Below are 17,143 nucleotides of genomic sequence, written 5' to 3' on the forward strand. Positions count from 1 at the left end.
TTCGGTGATGCGCAGGTGGAGAGGTCTGTTTCCCTGACGACGTCGGAGGTTATGGGTCCCCGCCCCGCGCACGCCTTCGGCGTGCTAGGCGGGGACGACATATGAGCGTGTTGCAGACGATTACGCCGCCCGCACTTCGCGGAGGAACACATCGACCTGCGTGCGGAGGTCTTCGCCGTTGCGTGACAGGTCCGCGGCCGACTCCACCACGCGCGACGCGGCGAGGCCGGTCTCGCGGGCGGCGTCATTGACGCCGGCAATGTTTTGCGAGACCTCGCCGGTGCCGCGGGCGGCTTCGGCGACGTTGCGGGCGATTTCGAGCGTGGCTGCGCCCTGTTCCTCGACGGCGGCGGCGATGGCGCTTGCGATCTCGCTGACGCGGCCGATGGTCGAGGTAATGCTCTGGATCGAACCCACCGAGAGCTTCGTGGCACTCTGAATCGCGCCGACCTGTGCCGAGATTTCGTCCGTTGCCTTCGACGTCTGGGTGGCCAGTGCCTTCACTTCGGAAGCGACGACGGCGAAGCCGCGGCCGGCTTCACCTGCGCGGGCCGCTTCGATGGTGGCATTGAGTGCGAGCAGGTTGGTCTGCGCAGCGATCTCACTAATCAGCTTGACGACGTCGCCGATCTTCTGCGCGGCCTCCGCAAGGCTCTGCACTTCGCTATTGGTGACGTTGGCCTGCGATACTGCATCGCCGGAGACGCGGGCAGATTCGTTGACCTGCTGTGCGATCTCGCTGATCGAGGCATTGAGCTCCTCGATAGCAGCGGCGACTGCCTGAGCGCTCTGCGTGGCCTCCTCGGATGCTGCCGCGACAGCTGCGGTCTGCCGGGTCGATTCCTCGGCGGTGGCCGCCATCGATTGCGCGGTTGTGCGGAGTTCGCCGGCAGCCGAACCAACGGCGGTGACTACGGTACCAACGCTGCCCTCGAAGCGCGAGGCGAGAGCACTCATGGTGTCGCGGCGATCAAGCTGGGCGCGCTCGCGCTGCTCTTCCTGGGCGGCGCGCAGCTGCTCGGTTTCAATCAGCCCGGTCTTGAAGATTTCGACGGCGCCGGCCATCGAGCCGATCTCGTCCTTGCGGCCTGCACCCGGCACCGCGATCGTGTGATTACCGCCCGCAATGGTCCGCATCGCAGTTTCGAGTGCGCGGATCGGCTTCGCCATCGAGCGGCCCATGAAGGTTGCGATGGCACCGGCGAGCAGCAGCACGCAGGCAGAAATGATGGCCAGCCAATTCAGCGAGGATCGCATCAGGCTATGATATCCGCTGGTATCACGGGTGATTTCGAAGACGGCGATGTTGTCGCCCGAAAAGCTCTTGATTGCGCCGAAGGTCGTGGCAACGGGCTTGTTGTCGAGTTCGCCATATTGGGTCACAACTTCGCCGGCAAGCGCGCGACGCAGCATATCGACACCCGGAGCAGCCGACTTCAGGGTGGACGCCAGCGTCTTGCCGGCCTGGCCGTCGATCTGGTGAATGCCGACATCGACACCGAAACGCGACTTCATGGTGTCGACGAAAGTCTTGCCGAACGGAGCGCCGACATCGATCGTGCCGAGAATGGTATCACCATCCATCGCCGGTGCTACGCCAAAGACGTTGAGCGCATCACGGCCGGGCTCGATGCCGCCGACCGACTTCTTGCTGGTCATCGCCTGCACCACCATCTTGCGGCGCTCGGAAACGTTGTCTCCGAAGGTGCCGGGATTGTGGATGCGGGCGAAGCTGATGGCCGGCGGTGTTTGAATGGTGATCAGTTCGAGGCCGCGCGGCTTGATACGCTGATGGGCCTCCTTCAGATTCGCGAGCGCACTGGCACGATCGTTCGCCTTGATGGCGTCCTTGATCGGCTGTGACGACGCGATCGACTCGGCAACTGCGAGCAGCGTGCGCGTTTCGGCATTCAGCGCTGCCGTGAGATTGGCGTAGTCATCATGCGCTTCGCGACTAAGGGCTGTGTCGATGATCGCCTGTTGCTGCCACATGCTGAAGGCTGCGAGCGCGCCGCACGATCCGGCAGCGACGAGCGTGATGGCGACAATCATACGTGCTGAAATAGAATTGAGTGCTTGCATCGACATGCCCCTTGGACCGCGGCAAGCAATTTTGCTGCGGCACTGAAATTCCACGTGAAAATAGGGAAGCCGAGTGAAGGAGCCCTTAATTACCTCTGATGTGTAGGTATCCTGGTATCATGATTCCATTATGCCGCAGCAGATTTGGCTTCGGGCGATGCCAGCATCAGTCGTGATCGAATGTGCGAGGATACTAGTGGAGCCGAGACGAGCCATTCCCCGGCGCAAGGCACCGGTCCACGTGCGAGAGAAGAACCGCCGATTTGAGGGGCTTCTGGAGGCGACAGACGGCGCCGAGCTCGGTGGACATCGCGAGAAAATCGGGCGCGGACACGCCTGCCGGTGAGGCCGCGTGACCTGACATGACGATGATCGGGATCTCCGGGCGGCACCGATGCGCCAGCTTCATCGTCTCCAGCCCGTTCATCCCGGGCATGAAGATATCGATGATGAGCAGATCGAAATCGGCGTTGCGGAGAATGTGGCGCGCGCGCGGGCCGTCGCTCGCGCAGGTGACGCGGTGGCCTTCGCGCTCAAGCATCAATTTGGTGAAGATCTGAACGACCTTGTCATCGTCGACGATCAGGATGCTTGCCATCTGCCGGTCCCCCGGATGCCGTCGCGCCAGTGCGGAGCATGGTTGTCTGGTTACGCACGCATCGCTACATGCCACGTTGCAAATGTGGCTTCTCGTTAAACGCCGCATCGAGCAGCGACCTGTGGACCTGAATATGTCCGTCATAGCTGACGAAGCCGAGCTTACGAAACTTGTTCATGAAGAAGCTGACGCGCGACCGCGTGGTGCCGATCATCTCCGCCAGCATTTCCTGACTGATGTCGATATCGATGGGATGGCTGGCGCCTCCCTCGCCATAGTGAGCGAGGATCAGCAACAGGCGCGCGAGGCGCTTCTCGCTTGAATTGAACAACTGATCGATCAGATCTTCTTCGATGCGGTTGTTGCGCGACAGAAGATAGGCGACGAAGAATTCTGCGAAAGCCGGCTCGTCGCGCAGATGGGCGAGCATCACCGACTTGTTAATGGTAACAATCGTGCAGTCTTCCATCGCCGTCGTTGTGACGGTACGCAGCGGATGACCATTCAGGCAACCCTCACCCAGGAACTGTCCGGGTTCGAGCAGGCCGACGACGGCTTCCTTGCCTTGTTCAGACAGGACCGTGAGCTTGATACGTCCGCTCAGGATGTAGCAAACAGAATCTGCCGTCTCACCCTGACAAAAGATGTTCTGGTTTTTCTTGTAGTCGGTCGTAACCCTTCCGATGCCGGGACAGGTCAGAAAATACGGCGCATCGAACTCGGCTACAGCAGGAACCTTCAAGGCAGCTAGCCGTGTCATCGCGAATCTCCGGAGATCGATCTTTGCAGGTCAGCGTAAATCTATTCAGGGTTGTATTGTTCCCGCCAGATCTAGTTAAATTGCCGGCATAAGAGATCAAAACGCACATGCGTGAGTGGGAGGATTGATGGGGTCATCAATCCCGATGTGCATATAGATACCACCAGGCGCGTGAGGCGGCGTAGTTACGTCATCGGATTCACTGCCTTGAAATAACTTCCCTCCATGTTGCTACGCAACTTAACGCGCAGATCGTCTGTCATGTCCGCAACACACGCTGCCCTCGAATTGCGAGGGTTAACGAAACGTTTCGATCGGCCAGCTGTCGACGGACTCGATCTCACGGTTCGTGCTGGCGAGTTCTATGCGCTGCTGGGTGCCAACGGAGCCGGCAAGACGACGACATTGCGCATGGTCGCGGGATTGCTGCGTCCCGATGCCGGATCGGTGTCGATACTTGGTATCGACGCGCTCGCCGATCCCGTTGCAGCGAAACAGATCATGGCCTGGGTCTCCGACGAGCCGATGATCTATGACAAGCTGACGCCGCTCGAATATCTCGAATTCGTTGCCGGTCTATGGGGCTGCGATGCTGAAACGGCCGAGCGCACGTCGCATGAATTGTTGGCATCGCTAGGTCTTGGTCCACATCTGCATGAGCGATGCGAAGGCTTCTCCAAGGGGATGCGCCAGAAGGTAGCGCTGGCCGGCGCGCTGGTGCATGAGCCCCGGCTGATCATTCTCGACGAACCTTTGACCGGGCTCGATGCCGTGTCGGCGCGTCATGTCAAAGGCCTGTTGCAGGATCGCGTGCGCTCCGGCTGCACGGTGATCATGACCACGCATATTCTCGAAGTCGCCGAACGCATGGCCGACCGGATCGGTGTGATCGCCGCAGGCAGGCTGATCGCCGAAGGTACGCTTGCCGAATTGCGTCAGCAGAACGGACAGGGCGACACCAGCCTCGAGGACATGTTCGTGGCGCTGGTGGACGGCGCGCCGGTTGCCGCATGACGCCATCCGCCAGCGTGATGTGGTTTGCCGGCCATGAAGTCCGGCTGGCGTGGCGAGAGATGCTGGGCATGCTCACGGCGGGCCGTCGCTGGCGTCCGCGCAGCGTTTCGCTTCTGCTGATTGTCTTCGTGATCTTCCTGCATCTGCCGGCCTATGCGGTGGTCGGCCGCTTTGCAGATGTACAGACGCCGCTCGACCAATCAACGGCGATTGTCATCACTGCAAGTATCTTCCTCGCCTGGGCGCTCGTTTTGTCGCAGGCGATTGAGTCCGTCACCCGCGTGTTCTATGCGCGCGCCGATCTCGATCTCATCATGTCGTCGCCGGCGCCGCTCACCAACCTGTTCTCGGTCCGAATCGCAGCTATCGCGTTGACGGTGACCCTGATGGCGATGTTGCTGGCGACGCCTTTTGTCAACGTACTGGTGATCGGCGGCGGTGCACGCTGGTTCTCCGCCTATGCCGTCGTCATCGCGATGGGCCTGTCCGCATCTGCGTGCGCCATCGCCATCACGGTCGGACTGTTTCAGCTCTGCGGCCCCGCCAAGACGCGGCTGGTTGCGCAGATCATTTCTGCAGTCACGGGCGCAGGCTTTGTCATCGCATTGCAGGTTGCGGCGATTCTCTCTTACGGCACGCTGTCGCGTTTCGCCGTGCTGACCTCCGATGCCGCAGCTGCCTTTGCGCCTGAAGCAAACAGCATCGTGTGGTGGCCCGCGCGCGCGATGCTTGGCGATATCGCAGCACTGGTGCCGCTGCTGGCGGCCGGGTTGATCCTGCTGGGAAGCGCCATGGCGATCTTCTCGCCACGATTCAGCAACTACGTGGCCAGTGCCGCACCATTGGCGCAAGTTCGACGCAAGAAAGTCGCAAGACGGTTTCGACCGGGCTCTCGACGTAACGCCTTGCGCCGCAAGGAGTTTATCCTCTTGTGGCGCGATCCGTGGCTGGTCTCGCAAACCCTGATGCAGCTGCTGTATCTGTTGCCACCAGCCCTGATGCTGTGGCGCAGTTTCGGCGATGGCGCGGGTGCCTTCATCGTGCTGGCGCCAGTGATCGTGATGGCCGCGGGTCAGCTCGCCGGCGGCCTGGCCTGGCTGACGATCTCCGGCGAAGACGCTGCGGATCTGGTCACAACCGCGCCGCTTCCGGCAAACACGATCATCGCGGCCAAGATCGAAGTCGTGCTGGTCATCATAGCTGTCGTGTTCACGCCGATGGTCGTGGGTCTCGCGCTGGTCTCGCCGCGGCTGGCTGCGGTAACCGCATTGGCAACTGTCGTGGCCGCGGGATCGGCTACCGCCATCCAGCTCTGGTTCAGGGTGCAGGCGCGGCGCAGCCAGTTCAGGCGACGTCAGACGTCATCGCGCATTGCGACCTTCGCCGAAGCTTTCTCGTCGATCGGCTGGGCTGCGACGGCGGCGCTGGCACTGGTGCTGCCAATCGCCTCAGTGATCGCAGGCGCCATGACCGCGGGCTTGATGGCGCTGACGTGGAAGATCAGTCCTGTCAGGACCTGAAACGACAAAGCCACCCGCGGACACGGATGGCTTTGAAATCAACGATTGGCTCGAAACAACGATCAGGCCACCATCGACATCGGCGCGATGGCGGGGGTGGCTTCGCTAAAAACCTCTTCCGTGACCACGATAAAACGCACCAGCGGCGTCGGGCCGAAATTGGTGGAGATCGCTACGTCAGCAGCGTCGCGACCGCGGGCCATCACGATGCGCCCGATGCGCGGATGATTGTGACGCGCATCGAAGGTGTACCACTTGCTTCCGAGGTAGACTTCGAACCAGGCGCTGAAGTCCATCGGCGCGGGATCGATGGGCACGCCGATATCGCCGAGATAGCCGGTACAATAGCGTGCTGGAATGTTCATGCAGCGGCACAGCGTGACAGCGAGATGCGCGAAGTCGCGGCACACGCCGATACGCTCTTCATGACCTTCAAAGGCTGTACGATCGTTGCGAGCATGGTGATAGCCGAACTCGATGCGTTGATGCACGTAATCGACAATGGCCTGGACGCGCGCCGCGCCGTCTTCGATATGGCCGAACAGCGACCAGGCCAGATCGGATAGCTTCTGCGTGTCGCAATAGCGGCTGCCGAGCAGGAAGACCATGACATCGTCAGGCAGTTCGCCGACCGCCTGCAACGGCCCTGATGGCGGAGCCGCATCCGGCAGCCCGCTATCGGAGATGAGAAAGTCATTCTTGATTTCGATCAGTCCGAGCGGTGCGACGATGCGCGTGCAGGTATTGCCGAACATGTCGAGATAGTCATGCGCCTGTACGTCGTGGGAAAACTGGATGCGGTGTGGGCTCTGCAAATCCTTCGCGCGCGAAGGATGAATGCTGAGCATCAGGATCATAGGTGTTTCCTGCAAACACTGGAAAGCGATGTCGTAGCCCGCGCGAATCTTCACTTTTACGTCTCCACTAGCTCGGCAAATCAGGAATTCATCGTTGCCAGACAAGTGTAGTCACCAAACATCGTTCCGAGGTTCAGTGACAGGAATGTGCAGAAAATGTGAGCAGCGAGGCCGCGCCGGCCCCGCTGCGCCATAAGCTATTTCTTCAGGGACAACAGCAGCAGCGAGCGGGCGGTCACCTGATACATATGGCCGAACGGGAAATCCTCGCCACCTTTCGTGTCCGGGATATTGGTATCCACCAGAAGTTCCCAGGCTTGTCCGCCAAACGCCTCGGGCATCGTGAAGTCGACCAGTCCTTCGAAGCCGTTGAGAATCATCAGCATGGTCTGATCCTCCGCCGGCTTGTGGATGCCGGTCTTCTGTGCACGGCCGTCCAGCAGCATGCCGAAACATTTCATGTTGCCATCTTTCCAATGTGCGTCTTCCATCGGGCCGCCATTGGCGTTGATCCATGTCACGTCGCGGACGTCGAGATCGGGATCGTGTTCGCCAGTCAGGAAGCGGCTGCGACGCAGGACCGAGCAGCCGCCGAGCAGTTTGATGAGCCGCTTGGTGAAAGCGAGCAGATCCTTGCCCTCGGTCGTCAGGCTCCAGTTGAACCAGGAAATCTCGCTGTCCTGGCAATAGGCATTGTTGTTGCCGTTCTGCGTGCGGCCGAATTCGTCGCCGCCGAGCAGCATCGGCGTGCCCTGCGAGAACAGCAGCGTCGCCAGCATATTGCGCTTCTGGCGCTCGCGCAGGGCGATGATGGCCTTGTCGTCGGTCGGGCCCTCGACGCCGCAATTCCATGAGGCGTTGTTGGAGGAGCCGTCCTTGTTGTTCTCGCCATTGGCCTCGTTGTGTTTCTCGTTGTAGCTCGCCCAGTCGTTCAGCGTGAAGCCGTCGTGAGCGGTGACGAAATTGACGCTGGCCCAGGCGCGGCGACCCTGATGGTTGAACATGTCCGCAGACGCGACGAGACGCGGTGCCAGTGCCGCGACCGGCGCTTTGCCGCGCCAGAAGTCACGCGCAGTATCGCGAAACTTGTCGTTCCATTCCGCCCAGCCGGGCGGGAAACCGCCGACCTGATAACCACCGGGGCCGATGTCCCAGGGTTCGGCGATCAACTTCACTGTCGTCAGCAATGGGTCCTGATCGACGGCTTTCAGGAAGCCGCTTTGTTCGGTGAAGCCATAGACTTCGCGCGCCAGGATGGTGCCGAGATCGAAGCGGAAGCCGTCGATATGCATCTCCCGCACCCAGTAGCGCAGGCTGTCCGCCACCATCTGGATGACGCGGGCATTGGACAGGTTCACTGTGTTTCCGGTGCCGGTGTCGTTGATGTAATAGCGTGGCTTGTCCGGAAGCAGCCGATAATAACTGGCATTGTCGATGCCCTTGAAGGACAGGGTCGGGCCAAGCTCGTTGCCTTCGGCGGTGTGATTATAGACGACATCGAGGATGACCTCGAGCCCGCCGGCATGCAGCGCTGACACCATCTCCTTGAACTCGCGCAGCGAGTTCGGCACGTCCGATGCGTAGCGCGGATCGGGCGCAAAGAAGCCGATGGAATTGTAGCCCCAGTAGTTCACCAGCTTCTTGTTCAGCAGATAGTCGTCATTGATGAAAGTATGGATTGGCAACAGCTCGACCGAGGTGATGCCGAGGCCGCAGAGATAATCCACCACAGGCCTGCTGCCGAAGCCGGCATAGGTGCCGCGCAATTTTTCCGGCACGTCGGGATGCAGCTTGGTGAAGCCCTTGACGTGGGTCTCGTAGATGATGGTCTGGTCCCATGGCACCGGCTGCCGGCCGGCCTCGCCAGCCCAGTCGAAGTCGCGATCGACAATCACGCATTTCGGCATGAACGGGGCGGAGTCGCGTTCGTCGAAGGTGGTGTCGTCGCCGGTTTCCATCTTGTAGCCGAACACGGCCGGATTCCATTCGAGCTGACCGGCATGGGCACGGGCATAGGGATCGAGCAGCAGCTTATTCGGATTGAAGCGATGGCCCTTTTCCGGCTCATAGGGGCCATGGACGCGGTAGCCATAGAAAGTGCCGGGGCTGACGTCGGGGATGTAGCCGTGAAACACCTCGTCGGTATATTCCGGCAGCTCGATTCGCGTTTCCTCGTCGCCGTCGAACAGGCAGACCTCGACCTTGGTGGCGTTGGCGGAGAAGAGCGCGAAGTTGGTGCCCTTTCCGTCCCAATGCGCGCCAAAGGGATAGGGGAGACCTTCTTCGACTACTCTGTGCGTCACGATTGCCCCACTGTCTGGTGATGAAAATGCGCGGGATAACTGCGCCGCCGCATTTCCGTTGCAATGCAAACAGGCTGTTTCGGAATATATCTTGGCCTGCGAGGGTCGCTAGCCCGGAGTTTTGCTTATGACCGACGTCTCCCATCACAAACGCATCGCATTGCTGGGCGCGCCAGTCGAAGTCGGGGCCTCGCAGCGCGGGACCTTGATGGGGCCGGCGGCCATGCGGACGGCAGGCCTGGGGCCGCTGCTGGAAGAGCTTGGCTTCGAGGTGGAAGACCACGGTGACCTCATGCCACCGTCTGTGCCTCTGTCGACCGATGCGCCGCCGGAGAATGCCAAGCATTACCGTGTGATCCAGAGCTGGATCCAGGCGCTGAGTGCGCGTGCCTACACGCTTGCCAAATCGGGCGCGCTTCCGATCTTCGTGGGCGGTGATCACAGCCTGTCCATGGGATCGGTCAATGGCGTGGCAAGGCACTGGCACGAGCAGGGGCGCGAATTGTTCGTGCTGTGGCTCGATGCGCATGCCGATTACAATACGCCGCACACGACCATCACCGGCAATATGCATGGCATGTCCGCGGCCTTTCTGTGCGGCGAGTCCGGTCTCGACGGCCTGCTCGGTGCGGAGCCTCGGGCCTCGATCAAGCCGGACAATCTCGATCTGTTCGGCATTCGCTCCATCGACAAGCTCGAGAAAGAGCTGGTGCATGCACGCAAGGTGGCCATTGCAGACATGCGGCAGATCGACGAGTTCGGTGTTGGCGTCCTGATCCGCCGCGTCATCGAGCGGGTCAAGGCGCGCAACGGCGTGTTGCATGTGTCCTTCGATGTGGACTTCCTCGATCCCGCGGCAGCGCCCGGCGTTGGCACCATGGTGCCCGGCGGCGCCACCTATCGCGAGGCGCATCTGATCATGGAGCTGCTGCATGATTCCGGGCTGATGTGCTCGCTGGATGTCGTCGAGCTCAATCCGTTTCTCGACGAGCGCGGGCGTACCGCACGGGTGATGGTCGAGCTGGTCGGCAGCCTGTTCGGGCAGCAGATCACCGATCGGCCGACACCGAGCAACGCAATTATACCGCCCGGCTAGTTTACGGTCGGCAAAACCTCGATTGGTTCCGGGTCTTTGCGCGCGTTACGCATGATCGTTTTGTTATCGTCTCGGAACTAACCCTGCAGCGCGGGATTGCTCCCTCATGGTTCACATACGAGGAGCACGTCATGATTAAGCATCTTGCCATCATCGCCGTTGCTGCGGCGGGCATCAGCAGCGCAATTCCAGCCAAGGCCCAGGAGTTCGGCGTCGGCGTCGGTCCGGGAGGCGTTACGGTCGGCGCCGTCGGCCGCGACCGCTATCGCGACGATTATGACCGCGGTTACTACCGCGATCGCCGTGATCGCAACGAGACCGTGATCATCAAGCGCAGCCGTGATCGTGACCGTGGCTATTACGATGGCGGCGTCGAACGTCGTACTGTCATCGAACGCTACTAATATTGCGTCGAACGAGAGGCGGCCCTTCCTCGGAAGGGCCGTTTTTTCGTGCGTGATGGAAGCCTCAGAACATTGAGTGACAGGACCATGGCAACTGCAGCGACAGTCTGGTGGCAGGCCGGCACCATCTATCAGATCTATCCGCGATCGTTTCAGGACTCCAATGGAGACGGTATCGGCGATCTCGCGGGCATCGTCGGCCGGCTTCCTTATCTGCGGCGGCTCGGCATCGACGCGATCTGGCTGTCGCCGATCTTCCCGTCTCCGATGGCAGACTTCGGCTATGACATATCAGACTATATCGGCGTCGATCCGATCTTCGGTACATCGGCCGATTTCGACGTGCTGGTGGCTGCGGCTCACGGTCATGGTCTGAAGATTATTCTCGATCTGGTGCCGAACCACACCTCGGATCAGCATCCGTGGTTTGTCGAAAGCCGGTCGTCACGCGATAATCCCAAACGCGATTGGTATATCTGGCACGATCCGAAGCCGGACGGCAGCGCGCCAACCAACTGGATGTCCGAATTCGGCGGCAGCTCCTGGCAGTATGACGAGGCCACAGGGCAATATTACTATCACGCCTTTCTCGACAAACAGCCGGACCTGAATTGGCGCAATCCTGCTGTTCGCAACGCCATCTATGAGGTGATGCGGTTCTGGATGCGACGCGGCGTCGACGGCTTCCGCGTCGACGTGATCTGGCATCTGATCAAGGACGAGGAGTTTCGCGACAACCCGACAAATCCGAGTTTCACGGCCGGGCGCCCGCCACACGAGGCTTTCCTGCCGCTCTATTCGACCGATCGGCCGGAGACGCTGGACGTGGTCGTCGAAATGCGCCGCGTCGTCGATGAATTCGACGATCGCGTGCTGATAGGCGAGATTTATCTCCCCTTCGATCGGCTGGTCGCCTATTACGGAAGTGACCTGTCGGGTGCGCATCTGCCGTTCAATTTTGCGCTGCTCTCTGCGCCGTGGAATGCTTTTGCCATCAGCGAATTGATCGCGCGCTACGAGGCGGCACTTCCGCTTGGCGCCTGGCCGAATTGGGTGCTCGGTAATCACGACCGGCCGCGCGTCGCCAGCCGGGTTGGCATGGCTCAGGCGCGCGTCGCCGCGATGTTGCTGCTGACGCTGCGCGGGACGCCGACGCTATACTACGGCGACGAAATCGGCATGAAGCAGGTGCCTATTGCGCCGGATCAGGTTCAGGATCCGTTCGAAAAGAACGTGCCTGGGATTGGTCTCGGCCGCGACGGATGCCGCACGCCGATGCAATGGGGTGCCACCGAGCATGCGGGTTTCACGACCGGCGAGCCCTGGCTGCCGCTGGACACGGACTACCACCATCAGAATGCGGCTGCTCTCGCGGCCGATCCCCATTCGATCCTCAGCCTCTATGTGAAGTTGATCGAGTTGCGCAAGCACATGCCTGAACTGGTGTTCGGTGGCTATGAGCCTGTGGACGCTGAGGGCGATGTGCTGGCCTATCGGCGCGTCTATGACGCGCAGACGGTTCTGATCGCCCTCAATCTCAGCGGTGAGCCCGCATCATTGCATGTGGGGGGCGGCGAAATATTGCTGGCGACGGGACTGGATCGCCATGGCGAGAATGTTTCGGGCGCGCTGGAATTATCGGGCAATGAAGGCGTGATCGTCAGGCTGCGGTGAGTAAATTGCACCGCCGTCATGCCTGGGACAAGCCCGGGCATGACGCGAATTTAGTGCAAGGCGTATAAAAGCAGAAGGCGCCGCCGATGTCTCGGCGGCGCCTTGATGCTTGCGAGGCTGCGTAGAGCCGGGCGCTCAGTCCAGACCGATCGTGGTCAGGTCCTGGAACCAGTGCTGGGCCTGCACGAACTTCTTCACCTTCGGCGACAGCGCATGCGGGTTGGTGTCGTGGACGACCCAGACCAGCACCGCATCGTCGACGATCTGCGCATGGGCTTCGGCCAGCAACTCGTCCTGCTTCTTCGGATCGAAGGTGTTCTTGGCTTCGTCGATCAGCGCATCGACCTTCGGGTTCTTGTAGCCGCCCCAGTTCACGCCGACCGGTGCGATCTGGCCGGAGTGGAAGAAGCGCACGATAGCGTACAAGGGATCGGAGGTGACGTAAGCGATGTTGTTGGACGTGATGCCCTTCATGCTGTCGTCGGCCGCACCCTTGCGCCATGCGGTGTAGAGCACTTCGAGTTCGACGACCTTGAACTCGACCTCGACGCCGATTTCCTTGAAGCTCTGCTGCAGGAATTCGTTGATCGGCAGCGACAGCATCTGGCCGGTGCCGCCATTGGCGATGATGAAGGTCGCCTTCAGCGGCTTGTCCGGGCCGTAGCCCGCTTCCTTCACGAGCTTCTTGGCTTCGGCAAGATCATACTTGATCTTGAAGGTCGGCTTGCCGAACCACGGGCTCGACGGATCGACCTGGCCGATGGCGGGCTTGGCGAGGCCGTTCATCAGCGCGACGACTGCATCGCGATCGATGGCGAGGTTGAGTGCCTTGCGCAGGCGGACGTCGGTCCAGGGCGAACCCGGCAGCACGCTGAGGTGATAATTCCAGACATGCGGCGTGACGTTATCGACGATCTTCATGCCGGCGCCCTTGAGCTGCGGCACAGCGTCGGGAGCAGGGGTCTCGATCAGATCGACCTGACCGGCGAGCAGCGCGTTGGTGCGGGTGAGGGCTTCCGGCATCGGCACAAGTACGAGCTTGTCGGCTTTCGGAATGCGCTTCTTGTCCCAGTAATCCGGATTCTTGCTGAGCTCGGCGAGCTCGCGCGGAACGAGCTTGGTGAGCTTGAACGGGCCGGTGCCCGAGGGCTGCGATGCGAACTTGTCCCAGTCCTTGCCGACCTTCTCATATTGAGCCGGGCTGGAGACCAGGAACCAGAGCATCTGATAGGGGAAGAAGCTGTCGACGCTCTTGGTGGTGATCTCGACGGTGCCGTCATCGATCTTGGCGTAGCTGGCGACCGAGGGCAGGCGGGTCTTTACCTGCGCGCTCTGGCGCTTGTCGAATTGCGGCGCCTTCTCGTTCAGCACCTTGTCGAGATTCCAGATCACCGCATCGGCGTTGAAGTCGCTGCCATCATGAAACTTGACGCCCTTGCGCAAGGTGAAGCGCCACTTGGTCTTGTCGGTGTCGTCGACCTTCCATTCGGTGGCGAGGCCGGGAATGAGTTTGCCGGGACGATCGGCGACATCCATTTCCCAGGCGACGAGCGGATCGTAGATCGTGTAGCCGGTGAACTGGTAGCCTCCGGCGCCGCGATCAGGCTGGCCTGTGGTCAGCGGCACGTCCGCCATCGAGATGCCATAGCGCACCACCGTTTCGGCTTGCGCCGGCGCGGCTGCACCTATGGCGGCGGCGATGGCCGCAACAAATAACGAGCTTCGAACGCGCATAAACCAGACTCCGTATGGTGGGATATTGTCTGCCAGATACCTGCAATCCTGATGCCAGATTGGGCAGGCGGAACGGTCGGTGTGTGCTGGTGTGCTGCAGTGCCGCAGTTTGAGTCATTGCGCTGCAAGGTTGCAGGCCTTGGCACAAGCGTTGCATAAGAATTAGCCAGTTTAGAACAAACCAACACTGGCCAAAGCCAACGTGTCATCCAAAGCCAAGAGGGACTGATTACGATGCGTATCGAAAAGCCGACAAAGAGCCGTCTCGCGGCAGCAATCACGTTGCTGACGCTCGCCACGGCCCTGACCTTGCCACAGGTGGCGCGCGCCGAGACGGTGCTGCGCATCGGCATGACCGCTGCCGATATTCCGCGCACGCTTGGCCAGCCCGATCAGGGCTTCGAAGGCAATCGTTTCACCGGCAATACGATGTATGACGGCCTGACCGGCTGGGATCTGTCGTCCGCGACCAAAGCGAGTGTTGTTATCCCGGCGCTCGCCACTGAGTGGGCAGTGGACGACGCCGACAAGAAGAAGTGGACCTTCAAACTGCGTCCCGGCGTCACTTTCCACGATGGTTCGGCCTTCAATGCGGATGCTGTGGTCTGGAATGTGGACAAGGTGCTCAAACAAGATGCAGTCCAGTTCGACGCCAGCCAGGTCGGTGTGACCGCCTCGCGCATGCCGACCCTGGTGTCGGCCAAGAAGATCGACGACATGACCGTCGAGTTGACCACGAAGGAGCCGGACTCCTTCCTGCCGATCAATCTCACCAACCTCTTTATGGCGAGCCCGACGAAGTGGCAGGCGCTGTTCGACAAGGCCGAAGGCGCCGATGCCAAGGCCAAGTCGCAGGCCGCATGGGCGGCCTTCGCGCGCGAAGCCTCCGGCACCGGCCCGTGGAAGATGTCGAAGTTCACACCGCGCGAGCGTCTCGAACTGGTGAAGAACGACGCCTACTGGAACAAGGACCGCGTTCCGAAGACCGACAAGATGGTGCTGCTGCCGATGCCGGAAGCCAACGCCCGCACTGCGGCGTTGCTGTCCGGTCAGGTCGACTGGGTCGAAGCGCCTGCGCCCGACGCCGTCAAGGAAATCACCGCGCGTGGCTTCAAGATCGAGAAGAACGAGCAGCCGCATGTCTGGCCGTGGCAGTTCTCCCGTGCCGAAGGCTCGCCGTGGAACGACATCCGCGTCCGCAAGGCCGCGAATCTCTGCATCGATCGCGAAGGCCTGAAGGATGGTCTGCTCGCCGGCCTGATGGTGCCGGCAAGCGGCACTTTCGAGCCGGGCCACCCCTGGCGCGGCAAGCCGACCTTCGAGATCAAGTATGACCTGAAGGCTGCACAAGCGCTGATGAAGGAAGCCGGTTACGGCCCTGCCAAGAAGCTCGAAGTGAAGACCCAGACCTCGGCGTCCGGCTCCGGCCAGATGCTGCCGCTGCCGATGAACGAATATCTGCAGCAGGCGCTGGCGGAGTGCTACTTCGACGTCAAGCTCGATGTGATCGAATGGAACACGCTGTTCACCAACTGGCGCCGCGGCGTCAAGGATCCCTCGGCCAACGGCTCCAACGCCACCAACGTCACCTATGCGGCGATGGATCCGTTCTTCGCTCTGGTTCGCTTCCTGCAGTCGTCGATGGCACCGCCGGTCTCGAACAATTGGGGCTTCATCAACAATCCGAAGTTCGATGAACTGGTGACCAAGGCACGCACCACCTTCGACGCAACGGCACGTGACGCGGCGCTGGCCGAGCTTCATGCTGCTTCGGTCGATGACGCAGCCTTCCTCTATGTGGCCCATGACGTCGGTCCACGTGCGCTGAGCCCGAAGATCAAGGGCTTTGTGCAGCCGAAGAGCTGGTTCGTCGACTTCTCGCCGGTGTCGATCACGCCGTAAGGCGAAGCGCTTCTTTCTTCCCTCTCCCCCGCGCGAAGCGAAGCTTCGCTAGGTGGGAGAGGGTGGCTGAGCGAAGCGAAGACGGGAGAGGGGGAGCAGCAGAGCTCCGTCTCACCCCTCTCCCGTCTCGAACGCGCTTCGCGCGCCACCCTCTCCCACAAGGGGAGAGAGGAAGAAGAGTTCGGCTCGGCTCTCTGAATTTAGAACTGAAGGTGCCCCTTGTTCGTCTACATCGCGCGACGCGTCGTCTATGTGATTCCTATCGTCCTCAGCGTGGCGCTGGTGTGTTTCCTGCTGGTGCACATTACGCCCGGGGATCCTCTCGTTGCCATTCTTCCCGCTGACGCATCGCAGGAGCTGGCGCAGCAATTGCGCGTCGCCTACGGCTTCGATCGTCCGCTGCCGGTGCAGTTCGGCCTTTGGCTGTGGCGCGCGCTACACGGCGATCTCGGCAGCTCCATCGCCACCGGACGTCCTGTTCTGGCAGAGGTGATGAAAGCCGTCGGCAATACCGTGACGCTGGCCATCGCCGCGGCCGCCATCGGTTTCACGCTCGGTTTGTTTTTCGGGCTGATCGCCGGCTATTTCCGCGATACCTGGGTCGACAAGGTTGCGACCTCGATCGCCATCGCCGGCGTCTCCGTGCCGCATTACTGGCTCGGTATGGTGCTGGTCATCATCTTCTCGGTGCAGCTCAACTGGCTGCCTGCGGTTGGCGCAGGTCCGGGCGGTTCGGGTTCATGGGCCTGGGACTGGGAGCACATCAAATATCTCGTGCTGCCGGCGATTACGACCTCGGTCATTCCGATGGGCATCGTGACCCGCACGGTGCGCGCGCTGACCGGCGATATCCTGTCGCAGGATTTCGTCGAAGCGTTGCGCGCCAAGGGCCTGCAGGAAACCAAGGTATTTCGTCACGTCATCAAGAATGCTGCGCCGACGGCGCTGGCCGTGATGGGCCTGCAGCTTGGCTACATGCTCGGCGGCTCGATCCTGATCGAAACTGTGTTCTCCTGGCCTGGTTCGGGGCTTCTTTTGAACTCCGCGATCTTCCAGCGTGACCTGCCGCTGCTGCAGGGCACGATCCTCGTGCTGGCGCTGTTCTTCGTGTTCCTCAATCTTCTGGTCGATATCGCGCAGGCGTCGATCGATCCGCGCATCAAGCGGAGCTGACCATGCTGGATATCCTCTCATGACCG

Annotated in this window: 13 protein-coding genes; 7 read left to right on the top strand and 6 right to left on the bottom strand. The window is 61.1% G+C overall.

From position 1 onward, the window contains the following. Positions 1-120: 120 nt before the first annotated feature. The 3 genes from HP556_RS01265 to HP556_RS01275 form a co-directional block, all read right to left on the bottom strand. Positions 121-2,082: a methyl-accepting chemotaxis protein gene (locus tag HP556_RS01265; RefSeq protein WP_175365616.1), complete on the bottom strand. Its 1,962-nt coding sequence runs from the start codon at positions 2,080-2,082 to the stop codon at positions 121-123. 193 nt (positions 2,083-2,275) lie between these two features. Continuing rightward, positions 2,276-2,680: a response regulator gene (locus tag HP556_RS01270; RefSeq protein WP_175365617.1), complete on the bottom strand. Its 405-nt coding sequence runs from the start codon at positions 2,678-2,680 to the stop codon at positions 2,276-2,278. A gap of 64 nt (positions 2,681-2,744) precedes the next feature. Next, positions 2,745-3,440, bottom strand: coding sequence for a Crp/Fnr family transcriptional regulator (locus HP556_RS01275; protein ID WP_120287070.1), 696 nt, complete (start codon positions 3,438-3,440; stop codon positions 2,745-2,747). A gap of 261 nt (positions 3,441-3,701) precedes the next feature. Between HP556_RS01275 and HP556_RS01280 the strand changes: the two genes are divergently transcribed. Then, positions 3,702-4,454, top strand: coding sequence for an ABC transporter ATP-binding protein (locus tag HP556_RS01280; protein WP_175365618.1), 753 nt, complete (start codon positions 3,702-3,704; stop codon positions 4,452-4,454). Then, a complete protein-coding gene (locus tag HP556_RS01285) occupies positions 4,451-5,974 on the top strand; it encodes a permease (protein ID WP_175365619.1) in 1,524 nt (507 codons plus the stop codon). Before HP556_RS01280 ends, HP556_RS01285 begins: the two co-directional genes overlap by 4 nt. A gap of 62 nt (positions 5,975-6,036) precedes the next feature. On the opposite strand, the gene HP556_RS01290 is transcribed toward HP556_RS01285, so the two are convergent. Together HP556_RS01290 and glgX are read right to left on the bottom strand one after the other, a co-directional pair. After that, a complete protein-coding gene (locus tag HP556_RS01290; RefSeq protein WP_175365620.1) occupies positions 6,037-6,885 on the bottom strand; it encodes a transglutaminase domain-containing protein in 849 nt (282 codons plus the stop codon). A gap of 143 nt (positions 6,886-7,028) precedes the next feature. Continuing rightward, the gene (glgX, locus tag HP556_RS01295; RefSeq protein WP_175365621.1) at positions 7,029-9,134 is read right to left on the bottom strand and encodes a glycogen debranching protein GlgX; all 2,106 of its coding nucleotides are present in this window, start codon (positions 9,132-9,134) and stop codon (positions 7,029-7,031) included. Positions 9,135-9,261: 127 nt separating this feature from the next. Between glgX and rocF the strand changes: the two genes are divergently transcribed. The 3 genes from rocF (at position 9,262) to HP556_RS01310 (ending at position 12,308) form a co-directional block, all read left to right on the top strand. Then, complete coding sequence (rocF, locus tag HP556_RS01300; RefSeq protein ID WP_175365622.1) at positions 9,262-10,230, top strand: arginase; 969 nt, start codon at positions 9,262-9,264, stop codon at positions 10,228-10,230. 131 nt (positions 10,231-10,361) lie between these two features. After that, positions 10,362-10,634 (top strand): hypothetical protein, encoded by a 273-nt coding sequence (locus HP556_RS01305; RefSeq protein WP_120287064.1) that lies wholly within the window; start codon positions 10,362-10,364, stop codon positions 10,632-10,634. Positions 10,635-10,721: 87 nt separating this feature from the next. Beyond that, positions 10,722-12,308 (top strand): alpha-amylase family glycosyl hydrolase, encoded by a 1,587-nt coding sequence (locus HP556_RS01310; RefSeq protein WP_175365623.1) that lies wholly within the window; start codon positions 10,722-10,724, stop codon positions 12,306-12,308. 135 nt (positions 12,309-12,443) lie between these two features. On the opposite strand, the gene HP556_RS01315 is transcribed toward HP556_RS01310, so the two are convergent. Continuing rightward, positions 12,444-14,042: an ABC transporter substrate-binding protein gene (locus HP556_RS01315; RefSeq protein WP_175365624.1), complete on the bottom strand. Its 1,599-nt coding sequence runs from the start codon at positions 14,040-14,042 to the stop codon at positions 12,444-12,446. A gap of 234 nt (positions 14,043-14,276) precedes the next feature. Here HP556_RS01315 and HP556_RS01320 point away from each other — a divergent pair, with 234 nt between their 5' ends. After that, positions 14,277-15,944, top strand: a complete 1,668-nt coding sequence (locus tag HP556_RS01320; protein ID WP_175365625.1) for an ABC transporter substrate-binding protein — start codon at positions 14,277-14,279, stop codon at positions 15,942-15,944. A 219-nt stretch (positions 15,945-16,163) separates the two neighbouring features. Further along, positions 16,164-17,117 carry an ABC transporter permease gene (locus HP556_RS01325; RefSeq protein WP_175365626.1) on the top strand — a complete coding sequence of 318 codons (954 nt, stop codon included), beginning with the start codon at positions 16,164-16,166 and terminating at the stop codon, positions 17,115-17,117. The last annotated feature ends 26 nt before the right edge of the window (positions 17,118-17,143 follow it).

Origin of the sequence: Tardiphaga robiniae, from assembly GCF_013359755.1 — a bacterium.
Taxonomy (GTDB): domain Bacteria; phylum Pseudomonadota; class Alphaproteobacteria; order Rhizobiales; family Xanthobacteraceae; genus Tardiphaga; species Tardiphaga robiniae.